General features: G+C 61.9%; 20 protein-coding genes. All 20 read right to left on the bottom strand.

What is annotated here, in order from left to right:
* Position 1 precedes the first annotated feature (1 nt).
* The 20 genes from M5B96_RS24380 to M5B96_RS24285 all read right to left on the bottom strand — a co-directional run bounded on the left by M5B96_RS24380 (position 2) and on the right by M5B96_RS24285 (position 19,739).
* Entirely contained in the window at positions 2-1,480 is a 1,479-nt protein-coding gene (locus M5B96_RS24380) for a flagellar hook-length control protein FliK (protein ID WP_248799548.1), read from the bottom strand.
* 116 nt (positions 1,481-1,596) lie between these two features.
* On the bottom strand, positions 1,597-1,941 hold the full coding sequence (locus M5B96_RS24375; RefSeq protein ID WP_248799644.1) for an Hpt domain-containing protein: 345 nt from the start codon (positions 1,939-1,941) through the stop codon (positions 1,597-1,599).
* Between the two features lie 41 nt (positions 1,942-1,982).
* On the bottom strand, positions 1,983-3,689 hold the full coding sequence (locus M5B96_RS24370) for a SpoIIE family protein phosphatase (RefSeq protein WP_248799547.1): 1,707 nt from the start codon (positions 3,687-3,689) through the stop codon (positions 1,983-1,985).
* 5 nt (positions 3,690-3,694) lie between these two features.
* Positions 3,695-4,000: an STAS domain-containing protein gene (locus M5B96_RS24365; RefSeq protein ID WP_040069840.1), complete on the bottom strand. Its 306-nt coding sequence runs from the start codon at positions 3,998-4,000 to the stop codon at positions 3,695-3,697.
* 88 nt (positions 4,001-4,088) lie between these two features.
* The gene (gene fliJ, locus M5B96_RS24360) at positions 4,089-4,538 is read right to left on the bottom strand and encodes a flagellar export protein FliJ (protein WP_248799546.1); all 450 of its coding nucleotides are present in this window, start codon (positions 4,536-4,538) and stop codon (positions 4,089-4,091) included.
* 6 nt (positions 4,539-4,544) lie between these two features.
* Positions 4,545-5,903 (bottom strand): flagellar protein export ATPase FliI, encoded by a 1,359-nt coding sequence (gene fliI, locus M5B96_RS24355; RefSeq protein ID WP_248799545.1) that lies wholly within the window; start codon positions 5,901-5,903, stop codon positions 4,545-4,547.
* Positions 5,893-6,675 (bottom strand): flagellar assembly protein FliH, encoded by a 783-nt coding sequence (gene fliH, locus M5B96_RS24350; RefSeq protein WP_248799544.1) that lies wholly within the window; start codon positions 6,673-6,675, stop codon positions 5,893-5,895. The genes fliI and fliH overlap by 11 nt, the downstream gene beginning before the upstream one ends.
* A 10-nt stretch (positions 6,676-6,685) precedes the next feature.
* Complete coding sequence (gene fliG, locus M5B96_RS24345) at positions 6,686-7,705, bottom strand: flagellar motor switch protein FliG (RefSeq protein ID WP_017124426.1); 1,020 nt, start codon at positions 7,703-7,705, stop codon at positions 6,686-6,688.
* Positions 7,698-9,485 carry a flagellar basal-body MS-ring/collar protein FliF gene (gene fliF / locus M5B96_RS24340; protein ID WP_248799543.1) on the bottom strand — a complete coding sequence of 596 codons (1,788 nt, stop codon included), beginning with the start codon at positions 9,483-9,485 and terminating at the stop codon, positions 7,698-7,700. Before fliF ends, fliG begins: the two co-directional genes overlap by 8 nt.
* A 21-nt stretch (positions 9,486-9,506) precedes the next feature.
* Complete coding sequence (gene fliE / locus M5B96_RS24335) at positions 9,507-9,836, bottom strand: flagellar hook-basal body complex protein FliE (RefSeq protein WP_103495961.1); 330 nt, start codon at positions 9,834-9,836, stop codon at positions 9,507-9,509.
* A 132-nt stretch (positions 9,837-9,968) separates the two neighbouring features.
* The gene (locus M5B96_RS24330) at positions 9,969-11,378 is read right to left on the bottom strand and encodes a sigma-54-dependent transcriptional regulator (protein WP_248799542.1); all 1,410 of its coding nucleotides are present in this window, start codon (positions 11,376-11,378) and stop codon (positions 9,969-9,971) included.
* Complete coding sequence (locus M5B96_RS24325) at positions 11,375-12,571, bottom strand: sensor histidine kinase (protein WP_248799643.1); 1,197 nt, start codon at positions 12,569-12,571, stop codon at positions 11,375-11,377. Before M5B96_RS24325 ends, M5B96_RS24330 begins: the two co-directional genes overlap by 4 nt.
* Before the next feature lie 128 nt (positions 12,572-12,699).
* A complete protein-coding gene (locus M5B96_RS24320) occupies positions 12,700-14,175 on the bottom strand; it encodes a sigma-54 dependent transcriptional regulator (RefSeq protein ID WP_248799541.1) in 1,476 nt (491 codons plus the stop codon).
* Between the two features lie 171 nt (positions 14,176-14,346).
* Complete coding sequence (locus M5B96_RS24315) at positions 14,347-14,643, bottom strand: flagellar protein FliT (RefSeq protein ID WP_248799540.1); 297 nt, start codon at positions 14,641-14,643, stop codon at positions 14,347-14,349.
* 10 nt (positions 14,644-14,653) lie between these two features.
* Entirely contained in the window at positions 14,654-15,049 is a 396-nt protein-coding gene (fliS, locus tag M5B96_RS24310) for a flagellar export chaperone FliS (RefSeq protein ID WP_248799539.1), read from the bottom strand.
* Positions 15,050-15,184: 135 nt separating this feature from the next.
* A complete protein-coding gene (fliD, locus tag M5B96_RS24305; RefSeq protein ID WP_248799538.1) occupies positions 15,185-16,609 on the bottom strand; it encodes a flagellar filament capping protein FliD in 1,425 nt (474 codons plus the stop codon).
* Between the two features lie 82 nt (positions 16,610-16,691).
* Positions 16,692-17,063, bottom strand: a complete 372-nt coding sequence (locus tag M5B96_RS24300; RefSeq protein WP_248799537.1) for a flagellar protein FlaG — start codon at positions 17,061-17,063, stop codon at positions 16,692-16,694.
* A 73-nt stretch (positions 17,064-17,136) separates the two neighbouring features.
* Positions 17,137-17,988, bottom strand: a complete 852-nt coding sequence (locus M5B96_RS24295; RefSeq protein WP_248799536.1) for a flagellin domain-containing protein — start codon at positions 17,986-17,988, stop codon at positions 17,137-17,139.
* 192 nt (positions 17,989-18,180) lie between these two features.
* Positions 18,181-18,450, bottom strand: a complete 270-nt coding sequence (locus tag M5B96_RS24290) for a hypothetical protein (RefSeq protein ID WP_248799535.1) — start codon at positions 18,448-18,450, stop codon at positions 18,181-18,183.
* Positions 18,447-19,739 (bottom strand): motility associated factor glycosyltransferase family protein, encoded by a 1,293-nt coding sequence (locus M5B96_RS24285; protein WP_248799534.1) that lies wholly within the window; start codon positions 19,737-19,739, stop codon positions 18,447-18,449. Before M5B96_RS24285 ends, M5B96_RS24290 begins: the two co-directional genes overlap by 4 nt.
* Positions 19,740-19,800 lie beyond the last annotated feature (61 nt).

Genomic DNA, 19,800 nt, shown 5'->3' with positions numbered 1-19,800 from the left:
ATCAGGCGTAATAGTCGACCGCGCTGGACCCCACCACCACGCTGGTGCTGGCGGCAGCCGCTTCGCTGACCGCGGCAACCGACAGATCATCCTCGCTGTCGCCACTGAGGCTACCGCCACTGCCGCTACCTCTGTGCGCCTGCTGCTGTTGCTGCTGTGCGCCCTGGCCCTGGCCGGCCCAGCCACGGGCCTGGTCGGAAACCGTGACGTCGGCCTGACCCAGGCCCTGCTGTTGCAGCATGTCGCGCAGGCGCGGCATGTTGCCTTCGAGTGCATCGCGCACCCCGGCATGGGCACTGATAAAGCTGATCTGCGTCGGCTGGTCGGCCGACATGTTCACCTTGATATCCAGGCGCCCCAGTTCGGCTGGCTGCAACTGGATTTCCGCCGACTTGAGATTGGTGCTGGAGAGGTACATGACCCGATTGACCACTTCCTCGCTCCAGCCGCTCTGGTGCATCGCCAACGGCTGGTTGACCGGCAGGGCATTCGCGGACTTGGGCGTGGCCGCCTGGGTCAGGGCCGCCAGGCGATTGGCGAAGTCGTCGACCCGGGTATCGCTGGAGGCACTCTTGATATCCTTGAGACCGTCATCAATCAGGGTCTTGAAGGATTTGTCGCCACCCTGGTCGCTGCTGCCGGGATCGGTCTTCTGATCGAGCATCGTCACGACGTTATTCGCCTGGCTCTGCGCCAGGGTCGAATCACTGGCATTGGCGTTGTCGCTGGTTTTCGTCGAGGCCTGGCTGCTGCTCGATACGTGACCGCCCTGCTCCATGGCCAGGCGTACCGCCGGCAGGTTGTCCAGCGGGTCGGCACTCGGATCGAAATCATCACCCTTGCTCGGCGCTGTCGTCGCGGTAGCCGGCGTGGCCGCGGCGCTGACCGCAGCCGCCAACGGTGCCTGGACCACGGCCGGATCAACCGCCACCGCGGTGGCAACCGGGGTCGGCGGAGTCGCGGCAGCCTGGAGCAGGGTCGGATCGACGGTCGGGTCCGGCGTCACCACGACGACCGGGGTATCGGTCGTGGTGCTGGGGTCAGCGCTGGAAGCGCTCTTGTCATCGGACTTCGAGGTATCGGTCGAGGCCGTCGCGCCATCGGTCGCGGTCTTGTCAGAGGCGCCCTTGTCATCGGCGGATGCGGTCTTGCCGTCCACCTTGGTCGTATTGTCGGCAGGCAAGGATTTGCCGCTACCGGCAACCGGCGACTGCGCGGCGGCATCCTGGTTGTTGGTGTTGTTGGCGTTGCTGGCTGGCGCGTCCGGCTTCGACGACAGCGCCGGGGCCTTGTCCGCCAAGGGTTTAGCCGGATTGAAGGCGACCTTGGGCGGATTGCTCTGGGTGTTCTGGTAGACCTGCGCAAAGCTGAAAGCATTGTCCTTGGGCTGCGCGACAGCGGTCGGCGCGGGAGGCACGAGGTCCGCCTGCGGCTTGACGGCAGCGTTGGCCTGGAGGAGCGAATTAGGGACGAGTGACATTATACGGTCTCCGCTGCACAGGGGTCGTAAGTACAGTACAAGGAGCATTAGCAAGGTTCGGGCCACATCCACCCGGACGGGTCGGATGCAGCCATGGCGGCCCGTGACTCGCGCGGCTAAGGCCGGACCGGAAAGCGCTCGCGCTCGGTTTCGTAATAGCGCCGCACCAGTTCGTATTCATGGTCGATCTGATTGATCAGTTCTTCGACACCCACCAGCGGCAATTGCCCGGCAAGCTGCTCCAGTTGCCGGCAAAGCTCGGCCAGGCGCAGCGCCCCCATGTTACTGCTGCTGCCCTTGAAACTATGGGCCGCGGCTCCGAGGTCCACGGCATTGCTCGCCTGATGCAACTGCCCCAGGCGTTTTCTCGAATCTTCGAGAAAGGTATCCAGCAACAGCGGATACTCATCCTCCATGATGTCCTGCAATGCACTGAGTGCATCGCGATCCAGATGCTCCATATCGTTGTCCACTTGATCGCTCCCTGCTCCTGACCTGCGAATTATGCCTGAGCCTCCCACGAAAACTCCACGTGGGCACTGCGTCCGTTATCCGACCAGCAGGCGTTGCGACCAAGCTGGCGCACCAGCCCGACACCGCGCCCGGACAGCCGGTCGACCGCGACGGGGCGCTCCATCACCTTCGTTACGTCAAAACCATTGCCACTGTCATCAACCTGTATGCTCAATCGACCGCCCTCCCCCTGCGGGATCACCTGCAGGCGCACCCGCACGAAGCCTTCCTCCAGTTCGAGCAGACGCCGATTGCGTTGTTCATAGTATTGCGCAAATCCCTTCACATCGCGCTTGAGACTCGAATCCAGGCCGAGCACTCCATGTTCCAGGGCATTGGAGTAGAGCTCGGCGAGAACGCTGTAGAGCGCGCCGCTCTGCGTGCGCAAGCCATGCACCTCCATCAGCAGTTGCAACATGTATGGCAACGGATTGAAACGCTTGAGGCTGGCCGCGCGAAACTCAAAACTTACCGACCAGTCCAGCGGGCAGGATTCACCGCTGTCGGAATAGATCATGGCGTTCGGCAACTGCCGCGTCGGTGCCGGCAGGCTGACCTGGACCATGCTCACATCGTCACGGGCCTCGCCGCGGAAACGCAGCAAGGCCGCCTGGATATCTTCGAACAGGCGATCCGGCTCCCGATTGGCCGCGAAAACCTCTTGCAGACGCTCCACGCCAAATAGCTGCTCTTCGCCGTTACAGGTATCGATCACCCCGTCGGAGAGCAGGAACACCCGGTCCCCGTGGGCCATCGGGTAGACGTCGGTACGATGATCGAACAGCTCGGCGCCCAGCACTCCCAGGGGCAGGTGCTGGGCCACCAGCGGCTGGCGTTCTCCCGTGGCCAACCGATGCAGGTAACCGTCCGGCATGCCGCCATTCCACACTTCCACCACCTGACGCTGCGGGCTCAAGCAGACAAAGGTGGCGCAACAGAACATGTCCACCGGCAGGATGCGCTTGAGCTTGGCATTCATCTCCCGCAGGGTTTCCGGCAGTCCATAGCCCTTGGCGGTCATGCCGTAGAACACTTCCGCCAGCGGCATCGCGCCGACCGCCGCCGGCAGGCCATGGCCAGTGAAGTCGCCGAGCAGCACATGCATATCGCCGGCTGGGGTGTAGGCCGCCAACAACAGGTCGCCGTTGAACAGCGCATAAGGGGATTGCAGGTAGCGGATATTCGGTGCGTTCAGACAGCCGGCGTGGGCCACCTTGTCAAACACCGCCTTGGCCACCCGCTGTTCGTTGAGCAGGTAGTCATGGTGCCGGGCAATCAGGTCGCGCTGTTGCAGGACGGTGTCCTGCAGGCGCCTGAGACGGTCCATGGCCTTGATCTTGGCACCGAGGATCACCTGGTTGTAGGGCTTTTCCAGAAAGTCGTCGCCGCCGGCCTCCAGGCAACGCACCAGCCCATCGACTTCGGTCATGGAGGTCAGGAAAATGATCGGTACCAGCGCCTCGCCGGCCAGCACCTTGATCCGCCGTGCCGCCTCGAAGCCGTCCATCACCGGCATCATCGCGTCCATCAGCACCAGCTGTGGCCGCCGCGACTCGAACAAGGCCACGGCTTCGGCGCCATTACTGGCGGTCAGCACCCCGTGTCCCTGGCGCCGGACGATGCTCGAGAGCAGCAACCGATCGGCCGCGCCATCCTCGGCGATCAGTACCGTCAGCGACTCTGCTCCCGGCTGCATGAAGGTCAGCCGATATCGAAGAGTTTGTCGAAATTGGAAATGGCGAGGATCTTGCGCACGTCCGAGTTGCTGTTGATCACCCGCACATCGGAGTGATCACCACCGGCGTGATCGCGCAACAAGAGCAACATACCCAGTGCGGAGCTGTCCAGATAGGTCGCTTCCTTCAAATCGACCACAATGGACGACGGTTTCTTGGCAAGCCCCTCATATGACTCACGAAACTCCTGATGCCGGCCAAAATCAAAACGCCCCTTGATGGAGATCGTCAATTTTGCGCCATCAGGCGATACTTCTGCGACTACAGCCATGATCCTGCTTCCTTGTCAGTGGCGACGTGTACAAGGTTTAGCACCCCGCCGAGGGTAGGGCAACCGTGAGCGTCAAAATTCCTGCAGATCAATACGGACTCTGCCGTGGCAAACGCTGGGACAGCTCATCCAGCAACTTCTGTTCACGCTTGTCTTCCAGCTGGCGCGCCTCTTCGACATAGCGCTGCACCAGCTTGCGCAAGCCTTCGACCCGGGCATAGGCCTGCTGCCAGGCCTCGCGTGCCTTGTCGAGATTGTTCTGGTGCCAGGCCAGGCTCTGGCGCTGCTGGCCAACCGCCGTGTCCAGCTGGGTAAGAAACTGCTGGTAGCCCAACAACCATTGGCCGGAGACCCCGAGACTACCACGCTCGATCCACTGCTCCTGGTATTCGAGGCGAAAACGCTCGAGATCCTCCAGCTTGTTCTGCGCGACCCGCACCTGCCCCTGGAAATAACCCAGGCGCTGGACCGCGGTGCGCTCGGCGCTTTCGGCCATATCGACCACCGGGGCCAGGCGCGCGGCACGGCTCAGGGCCATGACGGATTAACCGCCCGCCGCGGGAGCGAACACCGACGCCAGATGCGCGCCGCTTTCACCCAGGCTGATATTGTCGTTCAAGCCCTGGCGCAGGTACTGGACCATCGCCGGCTGCAAGGCAATCGCGGTGTCGGTGTCACGGTCGCCGCCAGGCACATAGGCACCGACGCTGATCAGGTCGCGGCTCTGCTGATAACGCGACCAGAGCTGCTTGAAATGCTGGGCGCGACTCATGTGCTCGGGGCTGACCACCGCGGGCATGACCCGACTGATGGACGCTTCGATATCGATCGCCGGGTAATGGCCTTCCTCGGCCAGGCGCCGGGACAGGACGATATGCCCGTCGAGCACGCCCCGCGCCGAGTCGGCAATCGGGTCCTGCTGGTCATCGCCTTCGGACAGCACGGTGTAGAACGCCGTGATCGAGCCGCCGCCGGCCTCGGCGTTACCGGCCCGCTCCACCAGCTTGGGCAGCTTGGCGAATACTGATGGCGGATAACCCTTGGTCGCCGGCGGCTCGCCGATGGCCAGGGCGATTTCCCGCTGGGCCTGGGCGAAACGGGTCAGGGAATCCATGAGCAACAGGACATTCTTGCCCTTGTCGCGGAAATACTCGGCGATCCGTGTGCAATACATGGCCGCGCGCAGGCGCATCAGTGGCGCGTCGTCCGCCGGAGAAGCCACCACCACCGAACGCTTGAGGCCTTCTTCACCGAGAATGTGCTCGATGAACTCCTTCACCTCGCGACCCCGCTCGCCGATCAGGCCGACCACGATGATGTCGGCCTCGGTGAAGCGGGTCATCATGCCCAGCAACACGCTCTTACCCACGCCGGTACCGGCGAAGAGCCCGAGACGCTGGCCGCGACCGACGGTGAGCAAGCCATTGATACAGCGAATGCCCACATCCAGTGGCTGGCTGATCGGGTCGCGGTTGAGCGGGTTGATGGTCGGGCCATCCATCGGCACCCAATCTTCGGCCTTCATCCCGCCCTTGCCGTCGAGGGCCCGGCCGGCACCGTCGAGCACCCGCCCGAGCATGCTCATGCCCATCGGCAGACGCCCGGTATCGGCCAACGGCACGACCCTGGCACCCGGCGCAATGCCGGCCACGCTGCCCACCGGCATCAGGAACACTTTGCCACCGGAAAAGCCCATCACCTCGGCCTCGACCTGCACCGGGTGATAGCTGTCGTCGTTGATCACCAGGCACCGCGCGCCCATGGCGGCCCGCAAGCCCTCGGCTTCAAGGGTCAGGCCGACCATGCGCAACAGGCGTCCTTCGAGGATCGGTTGCCCGGGCAGGTCGATAGCTTCGGCATAACCGCTCAAGCGCTTGCCGAAGCTGGTGCGCTCAAGACGCATCGGAGAGGTCCGCTTCGGAAACCGCGCTCAGCGCTTCCTCCAACTCCAGGGCCATGTCCGGCAGCGCCGGGTGCAGGGATTGCTCGTGGAGCTGGTCGAACAGCTGCGCGATGGCCTTGCTGATACGGGTTTCAATGGTCGCATCGATCCGACTGTGCTCGGTTTCGATCCGGCAGCCACCGGCCTGCAGGGCCTCGTCCTCGACGATGCGCCAAGTAGCCTCGTGGCGCTCGCGCAAGGCCTTGATCTGGTCGAAATCCTGCGGATTGATGTACAGACGGACGTTATCGGCGCCCAACGGCAACAGTTTGAGGGCTTCGCGCAGGACATGCTCGATCTGGCTCGAATCGGTCTTCAGCTCACGCTGGATGACCTCGCGGACCATATGCTCGACCAGCCCCACCAGGCTCTGCTCGATCTGCCGGTCCTGCTCGGCGATGGGCGCGAACAGATTGCCCATCAACGCTTCCAGGGACTTGAGCTTGGCGCTGAGGGCAACTTCGGCTTCCTGGCGAACCTTGAGCTGGGTGCTGTGGAAACCTTCGCGTTCGCCCACCGCGAAGCCTTCGTTGTAGGCTTCCTGGCGAATGCTTTCAAGTTCTTCGAGAGTCAGCGGCTGGACTTCTTCCAGCGGCACTTCCTCCATCTCGGCGGGTATTTCTTCCACCGGCTCGGGTTCGGGCACCTCGACATGCGGGTCGAAACTGGGCAGCGACCAGAGGTCGAAACCACCCACGTCCCGGGCGCGGATCAGATCGGTTGGATCAGTCATGGCTTGATCCTTAGATCATCTCTTCGCCGCCCTTGCCACCGAGCACGATTTCTCCGGCTTCGGCCATACGGCGGGCGATGGTAAGGATTTCCTTCTGCGCGGTCTCCACGTCGCTGACGCGAACCGGACCCTTGGCTTCGAGGTCGTCGCGCAGCAGTTCCGCCGCACGCTTGGACATGTTCTTGAAGATCTTTTCCTTGACGCCCTCGTCCGAGCCTTTGAGCGCAAGCACCAGCACGTCGGAAGAGACTTCGCGCAGCAGGGCCTGGATACCGCGATCGTCGACGTCGGACAGGTTGTTGAAGACGAACATGAGGTCTTCGATCTGGGTCGACAGGTCCTCGTCGACTTCGCGGATCGAGTCCATCAACTGGCCTTCGATCGAGCTGTCGAGGAAGTTCATGATGTCCGCGGCACGCTTGATGCCGCCCAAGGTGGTCCGGGCCGCGTTGGAGTTGCCGGAGAACTGCTTCTCGAGAATCTGGTTGAGCTCCTTGAGGGCCGCCGGCTGTACCGTGTTCAGCGACGAGACCCGCAGGATGATGTCCAGGCGCACCTTGTGGTCGAAGTTGTTCAACACTTCGCCGGCCTGGTCGGGATCGAGGTAAGCCACGACGATCGCCTGGATCTGCGGGTGCTCGTAACGGATCACGTCCGCCACCGCCCGCGGCTCCATCCACTTGAGGCTGTCCAGGCCGCTGGTATTGCCACCCAGCAGGATACGGTCGATCAGGCCGTTGGCCTTGTCTTCGCCGAGGGCCTGGGTGAGCATCTTGCGCACGTAGTCGTCGGAACCGACGCCCAGGCTGGTCTGGTCGCCGACAATCTCGACGAACTCGCTCATGACCTGCTCGACCTGCTCACGATGCACGTTGCGCATCTGCGCCATGGCCACGCCGACCCGCTGGACCTCCTTGGGGCCCATGTGGCGCAACACTTGTGCAGCATCGGTGGAACCCAGCGACAGCAGCAAGATCGCGGCTTTATCGACCCGGGTCAGCTTCTGGGTGACGGCGGCGTTATTACTCATCGGCGTTAATCCACTCTTTGACGACCTGTGCCACACGGCCCGGATCTTCGGCTACCAGACTCTTGATGGCGTTCAGCTGTGCGTCATAGCCTTCGCTCGGGCTCGGCAGCAGGATACTTTGCGGCCCGCCCAGGCTGACCCGGTCGTTGGACAGTTCGCCATCCAGGCCGCCCATGCCACCCAGCTCGACGTCGCCGCCGAAACCGGCCAGTTGCTTGCCCTTGCCGCCACCGGTGATGTTGTTGAGCACCGGGCGCAGCACACCGAACACCAGTACCAGGATGAACAGCACACCCAGTACTTGCTTGACCACATCCCAGAACCAGGGTTGCGAGTAGAACGGAATATCGGCGATCACTTCACCGCGCTCGGCGGAGAACGGCACGTTGATCACGCTGACGCTGTCGCCACGACTGGCGTCGAAACCGACGGCGTCCTGGACCAGGCGGGTGAAGCGCGCCAATTCGTCGGCGTTCCACGGTGAACGAGTGGTTTCGCCATTGGCCGGGTTGATCTTGACCTGGTCGTCGACCACCACCGCCACCGACAGACGGGTCACGCGCCCCTGCTGTTGCTTGGTGTGGCTGATGGAACGATCCAGTTCGAAGTTCTTGGTCGATTGTTGACGCTTGTCCGCCGGATATGGCGCCAGCATCGGTTGGCCGGTGGCCGGGTCCATGATCTGCTGGCCGTTGGCATCGAGCAGCGGCTGGCCAGCAGCGATGGCTCCGCTCGAAGCGCCGGCACCGCCGGTGGTCTGCGGCGCGCTGGCCGGGCCGGGCGGCTGGTTGCTCAAGGCCCCCGGGACGCCTTGCGGACCGTTGCTGGCGGTACGCTGTTCGGTTGTCGATTGTTCGCTACGCAGCGCCGGCTGATCGGGGTTGAACTGCTCGGAGGTCGACTCGACGGCACTGAAATCGACGTCGGCGGAGACTTCAGCCTTGTAGCGGTCGTTGCCCAACACCGGTTGCAGGATGTTGTGCACCCGCTGGGTCAGCATGCTTTCCACGCGCCGGCTGTAATCGAACTGCTTGCCGGCCATGCTCAATTCGGAGTTTTGCGCCTGATCGGAAAGCAGGTTGCCTTTCTGGTCGACGACGGTGATCTGCGACTTGCTCAGTTCCGGAACACTGGTGGCCACCAGGTTGATAATGGCAATCACCTGGCCTGGCTCCAGGGAACGCCCGGAATACAGCTCGACCAATACCGAGGCGCTGGGTTTGCGCTCATCGCGCACGAACACCGAGCTTTTCGGGATGGCCAGGTGCACGCGGGCACCCTTGACGTTGTTCAGGCTGGAAATGGTCCGTGCCAGTTCGCCTTCCAGGCCGCGACGATAACGGGTCGCCTCCATGAACTGGCTGGTGCCCAGGCCCTGGTCCTTGTCGAGGATTTCAAAACCGATGTTGCCATCGCTCGGCGTCACGCCGGCGGCGGCCAGCTTGAGGCGGGCGCGGGAGACGTCATCGGCCTTGACCAGCAGCGCACCGGAATTCGGCTCGACGGTATAGGGAATGTCCGCCGCCGCCAGGGTTTCCATGACCTGCTTGGCATCCATCCCGGCCAGGCTGCCATACAGCGGCCGGTAGTCGGGCTGCTGGGACCACAACACCACGGCAAAGCCGATCGCCACGCTGGCCGCCAGGCCGACCATCAGGCCTACCTGACGGAGCATGGTCATTTCGGAAAGATTTTCCAGAAAGGACAACCCGAACAGCGGCGGTTTACCGTCTGTGGGGCCGGACTTGGCCGGTACGTTATCGGCGAGAACTTCTGCCATGACTGTTTACGTCCCTAACCCTTAGACCGGCATCTGCATGATGTCTTGATACGCCTGGACCAGCTTGTTGCGCACCTGGGTCAAGGCCTGGAACGAGACGCTGGCTTTCTGCGAGGCGATCATGACGTCAGTCAGGTCGACGCCGCTCTTGCCGATTTCGAATGCCGTGGACAGCTGGCCAGAGGCTTGCTGCACGTCGTTGACCTTGTTGATGGCATTGCCGAGCAAATCGGAGAAGCTGCTACCGCTGACTTCCGGCGCGGCCACAGCCGATTTGGGTTGAGCCATGGCATCCATTTGCATGGAGCGCATGTCCAGCATCAATCGATTAAATTCAACACCCTGGCTCATGAACGTCTCTCTCCGGCGGCCTGCAATTTTTTGACACTTGTGTAGCAGTTAATGAAGGATTAGCAACAAGGGTGCCAGCTCCTTGTCGTCCTCGAACAAAATCCGATACACGACACCCGAGCCCGAATGGACTTACATGGCAAACAGATAGGCTTCGACATCCATTCCGGCATCGCGCATCTGCGCCAGTTTGTAACGCAGCGTACGCGGACTGATACCCAAGCGCTCGGCGGCTTCCTTGCGCCGCCCGCGCTCGGCGCGCAGGGTGTCGATAATCATCTGGAATTCGCGCCGACGCAGATCGTCGCCCAAGCCGCCGGCCTGCTCGCCCGCCCCCTCGCCCGCCACGGATTCCCCGCCAGACGGCCGGGCGCTCGGCGCAAGTCCCGGCATGGGCGCCGCGCCGGCCGGGCCGGCCAGACAGAAATCCTCCGCCTGGATCAACCCGCCCTGCTGCAGGATCAGCGCCCGCTGGATCGCATTGTCCAGCTCGCGCACATTGCCCGGCCACGGATAACCGATCAGACAAGCCTGCGCCTGGGGTGACAGTCGAACAGAGGCATGTTTCATTTTGGCACTGTGCTTGGCCAGCAGCCGTTCGGCCAGTGGCAGAATATCGGCGGTACGCTCGCGCAGCGGGCGCCAGGCCAGCGGAAAAACCGACAACCGATAGAAAAGGTCTTCACGGAAACGCCCGGCCGCCACTTCCCCGGCCAGGTCACGGTTGGTGGTAGCCACCACGCGGATATCCAGGCTGATCGGTTTGCGTGCACCGACCCGCTCGACCTCGCGTTCCTGGAGCACGCGCAACAGCTTGGCCTGGAGACCCAGGGGCATCTCGGAAATCTCATCGAGCAGGATGGTCCCGCCATCAGCCTGCTCGAACTTGCCGGCCTGGGCCGCGATGGCGCCGGTGAACGAACCCTTTTCGTGACCGAACAGGGTCGCCTCGAGCATGTTGTCGGGAATCGCCGCGCAGTTGATGGCGATAAACGGCTGGCTGGCACGCGGCGATTGCTGATGGATATAACGTGCCAGCACCTCCTTGCCGGTGCCGGACTCCCCGGAAATCAGTACGGTCGAATCGCTGCGGGCGACCCGCGCCGCCAGTTCGAGCAACTGCGCACTGGCCGGTTCAGAGGCGATCGGCCCCTCGCTGTCGACCGCGCTCAACTGCCCCAGGGCATGCCGCGCCACCAGGTCGAGCAGGGCCTTGGGCTCGAACGGCTTGACCAGATAGTCAGCCGCACCCTGGCGCATCGCATCCACCGCCCGCTCCACCGCACCATGGGCGGTCATCAGCAACACCGGCAACTGCGGCTGGCGTGCGCGCAGCAGGCAGAGCAGCTGGTGCCCGTCCATGCCCGGCATATTGACGTCGCTGATCACCAGGCCGAATGACTCGGCGGCCACCGCCTCCAGCGCCTCCTCGGCCGAACCGACCGCATGGAACTTATGCCCGGCCAGCAGCAGGGTATCGGCCAACGCCTCACGCAAGGCATGATCGTCCTCGACCAGCAGGACCTTGAGCAGCGGTTTCATTCTTGAGCCTCCATGGCACCGGGAATCAGCGGCAGACAGACCATCGCACAAGTGCCGCGTCCCAGCCGCGAATGTAATTGCATGTCGCCCTGATGCGCCCGGGCAACAGCCTTGACCACGGCCAGGCCAAGGCCGGTGCCGGTGGTCTTGGTGGTGAAGAACGGCTCGCCCAGGCGTGCGAGCACGGCCGGGGCGATGCCCGAGCCATTGTCGCTGATACACAGGCGCAAGGTCGTGCCGCGAGCGTACAGGTGCACCTTCAGGCGGACCTCGCCAGTACTGGCCTGCTGGGCGTTTTCGATCAGGTTCAGCAACGCCCCCACCAGGGTGTCGCGATTGCACAACAACTCCCCGACATGGCTGTCGCACTGCCAGCGCACCGCGGCCCCGCGGATATGAGGCTGCGCCGCCGCCTGCAGCGCCTGCATCAGCCCTTTGGGCGTCAGCCGGTCGGTCAGTGGCAGCTCGCCACGGGCGAACACCAGCATGTCGCGCACCTGGTGCTCCAACTCATGCAGGCGCTCCTTCAAGCGCCCGGCAAAACGTTGTTGGGTCTCCACCGGCAAGGCCTGCTCGGTGAGATGACTGGCATAGAGCAAGGCCGCCGAGAGCGGTGTGCGGATCTGGTGCGCCAGGGACGCGACCATGCGCCCCAGCGAGGACAAGCGCTCATGTCGCGCCAGTTGATCCTGCAGGCGCCGGGTTTCAGTCAGATCGTTGAGCAGGACCAACTGGCCCGGCTCCGCATCCAGCGAACGCGTGGAGATCGACAGGCGCCGACCATCCTTGAGGGATATTTCATGACCGTCGTCTTCACGCGGAGCGAAGCAACGGCCGATCACCTGGCGCCAGAGCTCGCCGACCAGTGGCAGGCCGAGCAGCTCCCGGGCCGCCGGATTGGCCTCACTGACAATGCCATGGGAATCGATGACGATGACCCCGCCCGGCAACAGGTCGAGCAGGTTCTGAAGACGATTGGCCAAGCGTTCCTTTTCCGCCAGCTCCGCCATGCGCTGGGCGCTGACCACCGCCAGCTCGCCCTTGAGCTCGGTGACCCGGGCTTCGAGCAGGCTGTAGGAATCGTTGAGCTGCGTCGACATCTGGTTGAACAGCGAGAAGGCCTGCTCCAGGCCCAACCGACCGACCTGCTCGACGGACGACGAGGATCCCGTGGTTTCAGGGACAGGTGACATCGGGGCGGCTTGGGGCATGGTGCTCTCTCGCTTGGCTGACCGTCATTTAAACGGAACGTTACAAGAGACTTAGCAATACCCGTGCCGAAAAAAAACCAGCCGTTTTTCAACAGGTTGAAAAACAGGCGTCAATCATCCGCCTGTTCATCACCCTCGCGCCGGCTCATCCCGTATTTGCGCATCTTCTCCACCAGGGTGGTGCGACGGATACGCAGGCGCTCGGCAGCCCGGGCGACGATGCCATTGGCGTCGTCCAGCGCTTGCTGGATCAACCCCTGCTCAAGGCCACCGAGGTAGTCCTTGAGGTCCAGGCCTTCGGGCGGCAGCATCGCCGAGGTGGTGAAATCCGGGGTATGGCCGTTGATCGCGACCCGCTCTTCGAGATCGCTGCGCAGGCTGTCCACCAGTTGCTCGTCTTCGTCATCGACGTAGCGGAATTTCTTCGGCAGCTCGGCCACGCCAATCACCCCGTACGGATGCATGATCGCCATGCGCTCCACCAGGTTGGCCAGTTCACGGACGTTGCCCGGCCAGGCATGACGGCACAGCGACATGATCGCCGCCGAGTTGAAACGGATGGAGCCGCGCTTTTCGTGCTCCATGCGCGAGATCAATTCGTTCATCAGCAACGGAATATCTTCGACCCGCTCACGCAGTGGCGCCATCTCGATGGGGAACACGTTCAGGCGGTAGTAGAGGTCTTCGCGGAAGCTGCCGACCTCGATCATGCTCTCGAGGTTCTTGTGGGTGGCCGCGATGATTCGCACGTCAATGCTCTGGGTCTTGTTGCTGCCGACGCGCTCGAAAGTACGTTCCTGCAGCACACGCAGCAGCTTGACCTGCATCGGCAACGGCATATCGCCGATTTCGTCGAGGAACAGCGTACCGCCGTTGGCCAGCTCGAAACGCCCGGCACGACTGGTGATGGCACCGGTGAAGGCGCCCTTCTCGTGACCGAACAACTCGCTTTCCAGCAACTCGGCCGGGATCGCCCCGCAGTTCACCGGCACGAAAGGTGCGTCGCGGCGCTTGGAGTGATAGTGCAGGTTGCGCGCCACCACTTCCTTGCCGGTGCCGGACTCGCCGAGGATCAGCACGCTGGCGTCGGTATCGGCCACCTGCTGCATCATCTGGCGCACATGCTGGATGGCCCGGCTGGTACCGACCAGGCTGCGGAACAGGTTGGGCTCGCGCTGCCGGCCACGCTCACGGGCCTGGTCATACATCTCGCGATAGACCTGGGCACGATGCAGGGAATCGAGCAGCTTGCTATAGCTGGGAGGCATTTCCAGGCTGGACAAGACCCGGCGACGCTGGTCTTCGGGCAGATCGGCAGAAGAAATTTCGCCCAGAAGCAACACCGGAAGGAACTCATCCCAGGTTGACAGTGTCTTAAGCAAGCCAGTCAGTCCGCTCGCGGCATTGACCGTCCCGACCAGGACGCACAGCACTTCGCGACTGGACGACAAAGAGCCGACCATCTGCTGCCAGTCATCGCTGGTGCAGGAGAGATTTTCTTCGCCGAGAAAATTTAAGATCACCGCCAAGTCACGGCGGCGAACGCTATCGTCATCGATCAGCAGAATTTTGGTTTCACGCCACATGCAATAGCAACTTCCCTAGTCAACTCGATGCCCGGTATGGGTGGGGCAAGCTAGACATCCGAGGCCGGACAGGGCCTCCAAGGACGACTGAAATCTGGAAACAGCACTAGTTAAGTCAAAAAAGCGTACATAGTCAAATTTATGGCGCAATACGGTTCGATTAACCCAACATTAACCGAACAGATGGTAAACCTTTGCGGCGTTCCTTGCTTGCTGGATCTTCGACATCTCATCGACTATCGACTGACGTTCGCCCATGGCCGCTTCCAGCAGCTGACGATAGACATGGAGCAACTCTTCCAGCTTGACGCGCAGCGCATCCTCATCCAACCCAGTCTCGCCGAGCACATCCTCCATGCAGGCGCGGCAGGCCAGGTCCAACCGGGTGATGGCCTCCCAGTCACGATCGGCCAAAGCCGTCACCAAGGCGGCACGGGTTTCTTCGATACGCTGCAGTACGAGACTCATGATGAACTCCTTAAAACTGCGGACTTGGTGCGGCGATGGCGTCCCAACCTTCCTTGACCGTGGTGAGCAGACCAGCGACTTCGTCGAGCATCCGGGTGTCCGACTGGATATTGGCTTGCGCCAGACGCGTCATCATGTAAGCGTAAAGATTGTCCAGATCACCCAGCGAATCCGCCGATTTCTCCAAATCCAAGCCTTCGCGCAGACCACCGACGATGCCGATGGCCTTGCCGATGGCGACCCCCTTGGCGGCGATGTCCTTGCGCTCGATGGCGCCTTTGGCCTGGGCAATGCGGTCCAGACCACCTTCCATCAGCATCTGCACCAGGCGATGAGGACTGGCCTCGGAGGTCTGTGCCTGGGCTCCTACCTTCTGGTATTGCCGAAGGGCTAGCATCGGATTCATGTTCTACCTCATTGCCACTCAAGGGTTCGTATAAGCAGTGTATCGCCTTTGAATCAGAAAACTTTAGACCCGAAGAACAAAAACCCGGCACGCGCTGGACGCGGCCGGGCTTTTTCCTGGCACTGACGCTGAGACTTAGCCCGACTTCTGCGCGTTCAACGAGGTAAAGAACGACGTAATGCTGGTGGCGGTCGCCTTCAACTGCCCGACAATCAAGTCCATGGCGTTGTACTTGGCCGTCAGGGTCGCGGTCAGACTGGTGACATGCAGATCCAGGGCCGTCTGCTGGTTACCCAGATCAGTGGCCTGGGTCTTCAGACTGTTGGTACGCTGATCGAGCAAGCCGCCGGTCTGCACGTAGGGTGTGATCGCCTTGGTCATCCGCGCCAATAGGCCGTCGGCCCCCGCATTGGCGGTAGTCCCCGTAAACAGCTGCTGGACCTGACCACTCAGGCCATCGGTGGTCATGGCCCGAGTGAAGGTGGTGCTGTTGAAATTCAACTGCCCCGTGGTCTGATCAGTCCCCACACCCAGCTGCGAGAGCACCGCCAACTGACTGCCCGGACCTGGCGTAGTGAGCGCGCCGCGTATGTCAGCAATCAGCGAACGAGGCATTGAGTCGCCAGTGAACGCCGCCGAAACGGTTGGTTTGCCATTGGCATCCAGAGTGGCCGTGCTCAAGGTATTGATGGTCGACATCAGGGTGTTGTAAGCACTCACGAACGTCTGGATCGAGGTCTGCAAACCCGTGGTATTGGTGCCCACGGTAACCGTCGAACTGGCGCTTGCCGCGAGCAGGTTCAGCGTCAAACCGCTGATGGCATTGCTGACAGTGTTGGTCTTGCTGGTGACCGTCAGGCCATCAATGGACAGGCTGGCGTCCTTGGCCAACGCAGAAACCGCCCCCGAACTTGTCGCCAGCGGAGGATTAGGCATCAACTGAGTGCCATCGATTTCCAACCCGGCGATGCCGCTGACCGTCAAATCGGAACCCGCGCCCGTGGTGGTGGAACCGAACACAAGTCTCGAACCGTTGCTATCGGTCACGATGTTCGCGGAAACACCCTTGGACGCCAGTGTGGAGTTGATCGCATCCCGCGTGGTCTGCAAGGTTGCATTGGCCGGGATCGTGACGTTGTAGTTAGTGCCATTCTGACTGATGGTCAGGGTACCACTCGGAATAGCACTGGTCGCACCACCGGCAAAAGAAGCACTGGCCACCTTCGAACCCGTGGCAAGGCTATTGACAGTAATGTTGTAGGTACCCGCCACCGCACTGTTGTTGGTGGTGGCCGTCAATGTCGACGGCGTCCCCGATGTTGCCGAAAAGCCCGGGAACTGCGGAGTCGTGGCACTGTTGAGATTGGTCAGTGCGGTCTGGAAGGTCGTCAGCGCACTCTTCAGAGAGCCCACGCCGGAGAGCTTCAGCGTGTTGCTCGATGTCTGGCTGGTGATCTGCGTCTGCTTGGCCGATTTATCGGCGTTGACCAACGCGGTCACGATCGAATTGATATCCAGGCCGGAACCGAGGCCCGTACCCGGTGTAATTGGACTTGCCATGTCTATCTCTCCACAATTTGCTGCCAGTCTTTTGACCCTTGCCGGGGTCAGAAGAATCTGAAGACACTATTCATGCCAGCTGTCAGGCTTTCGCGTCAAACAGCACATTGCTCGCCGAGCTCAGACTGTCAGCCAGTTTCAAGGCTTCCGCGGAGGGGATCTGTCGAACCACCTCGCCGCTGTCGCTGGCGATGACTTTGACTACGACTTGGCCGGAGTGTTCATCGATGGAAAATTCCAGGTTGCGCTTGATCGATTGGACGAACTTCTCGATATCCTGCACAGCCTTCTTGAGTCTCTCGGAAGAATCCGAATCCTTGCTGGTGGCCGAAACGGGTTTTACCGGATCCGCCTGAGGCGCCGCCGTAGCCGATACCGGCTTGTCGGCAACAGGACTGGAGCTGGCCGGCGTAACAGCTGGGTAAGACAGACTAAGCTTTACACTCATGTCCATATCCATCACCTCTCAACGTGAAAAAGCGAGAGAGCGCGACAAGCACACCCCCCCGCCAAAACTCATTCCAAAATTACTGAAGCAGCTTCAGTACGGAGGAAGGCAATTGGTTGGCCTGGGCCAGAATCGAAGTGGAAGCCTGTTGCAGGGTCTGGCTCTTGGTCAGCTGAGCAGTTTCAGCAGCGAAGTCGGTGTCCTGTACGCGGCCTTGTGCAGCGGTCACGTTCGCGGTCACGTTCTGCAGGTTGGAGATGGTGCTGGTCAGACGGTTCTGCGACGCACCGAGGTTGGCGCGGGTAGCACCGATGGCGGCGATTGCAGCGTCGATCGCGGTGATCGCGTTGTCGATGTTCGAAGCGGCGGCTGCCGAAGTAGCACCGGTCAGCATCACAGTACCGCTACCTACCGACAGGCTGACGGCGTCGAACTTGGAGCTCAGGGTCAGATTGATCTGGTTGGCGGAACCCGTGTTGGAGCCGACTTGCAGGGTAACAACACCTGCCGAACCGTCCAGCAGGTTTTTGCCGTTCAGCTGGGTGGAGGCGGAGATACGAGTCAGTTCGTCCGACATCTGGGCGAATTCGCCGTTGGTCGCAGTCTGGTCAGCGGTACCGTTGGTGCCGTTACGGGCCTGAACAGCCAGTTCACGCATACGCTGCAGGATGTTGGTGGACTCTTGCAGTGCGCCTTCAGCAGTCTGCGCCAGGGAGATACCGTCGTTGGCGTTTTTTACCGCAACGTTCTGACCACGAATCTGGCTGGTCATGCGAGTGGCGATCTGCAGGCCGGCGGCATCGTCTGCGGCGCTGTTGATTTTCAGGCCGGAAGACAGGCGCTGCATGGAGGTGGACAGAGCACTGGATGCACTGTTCAGGTTCTTTTGAACATACAGTGAAGTCACGTTGGTGTTTACGGTTAATGCCATGACGAAATCCTCGTTGGTTGGGTACTGCGGCTTCCGGCCCTGGCAAGCGCCGGGTATGGCCTAGAGAACCTTCGTAATAGTTATCGTCGGGATTGCAAGTTGCTTGAGGGCTTTTTTCAAAAATTTTGCCATCACCCTGCCACCCCTTGGAAAACAAGGACTTGGCGTCCCGTCCCCGGAGGAAAAATGGCGTCAGGGAATTGCCGCCGACTCCAGCAGCGCCACCAGCTCATACTCCATCCAGTCGGCCAGCCCCAACCAGTCCTGCGACTCCTGGCAAGCCAACATCCACGTCAGCAGTTGCCCCCACTGTTGCCGGGCCTCCTGCGGCGCAGCTTGCAACGCCAGCTGAGCTGCGTCGAACACCTCGACCATCTGCAACGCCGCCTCCACATCACGACCCAGGCGAAACAACCCGGCGCATCCGCGGGCACCCTCGACACACTGCGCCAGCTGGCTCATTGCATAAACTCCTGGTCGAACCCGGTACCGACGATACGCGCCCCCGCCAGACTGCTGTTAAGGAAAACCACCTGCGGATGACGGGCGATATAGCGCTCCAGCTCAACCAGGTAACGACGGAAGTTCAACTGGGTCCTGACCCGCCGCCCCTGGCCATCCAGCACCCAGTGCCGCGCAAGCTCGACACCCGGGCCGAGATCGCCATCCTTCCAGCCCGCATGAGTCTTGTTCAATGGGAAGGCAAAGTCGGCGCCGAACAGGGTGATGCGCGCCGCGCCCATCTTCACCGCCAGGTCGACCGCCGGATGCAGGACGCTCCCCCCGACGAATAGCAGGCCTCTATGGAACTGTTCGCGGACCGAGGCATAGATCGGGCTGATGGAATAGCCGCCGTAGCGCGGACCTTTCCAGGCATGCAACACCTGGGGATCGCTCATCGGCATATAAACCAGGGGAATACCGTCGGACGCTTCGGGGGGCAAATGTCGGAAACCGATGCGCTGGTCGATGCTGACCACGATATCCGGCCTGATCCCGTGCTCGCGCAATGGTCGATAAGCGGTGTCGACACTGATGAACAAGGGGCGGTCCGGCTGCTCGCCTATCGCACGCAACTTGTCGAACTGCTGCTCCAACGTCGGCCCGGTGCCAATCACATAGATGCGCTGGCCCGCACGCGTCGAAAACAGTTCGGCGACATCGCGATCAGCGCCGAACACCTCGCGCGTGTCCTGCAGGCGTTGAACAATCGTCGCGGACTGCGGATCGAACTCACGGTTGTTGAAGGTCAGGTGCACCTCGCCAACCAGACGATCACGCATTCGCGCATTGCAATCATCGGCCAGCACCAGCTCGGCCGGCAGCGCGAAAAACGGCAGGAGGATCTCGGGATGGTCGGCGGCGTAGCTCAGTTCGACCCGCGAATCGTTCAACCACGAACGCTGATCCAGCAGCCCCAGTACCAACTTGAACAGCGCCCCATTGAGGATATGAACATGCAGGCGCTGTAGTGTCGGCAGCTCCAGCAGGACCTGTTGCAGATCGCCCAGCCCCGTACCGTACAGGTGCAGCAGGGGTCTGCCCGCCTGCAGGCTGGCAGCCTGCAGGCGGGCCTCGGCGACGCGATCATGCCGACTGGTGAGCTGAATCCCTGCCACGCTCAGGGTCGAGCCCAGCCCTTCCACCAGTTCGACCGCCAGCGACTCGCTGTCCTCGGCCAATAGCCGCGCCAGCAAGCCCGGCCAACGGGAGCCAATGACCTCCAGGTTGTGCTCGAAAATTTCGCTCATGTCGCCTCACTCAACATCCGTGCAAAAAAAATGGCGCTCAAGGTTATCTCACCTGGAGCGC

It is taken from the genome of Pseudomonas sp. MWU13-2105, assembly GCF_023242315.1.
Lineage (GTDB): Bacteria > Pseudomonadota > Gammaproteobacteria > Pseudomonadales > Pseudomonadaceae > Aquipseudomonas.
This window is presented reverse-complemented; position numbering and strand designations above follow the sequence as displayed.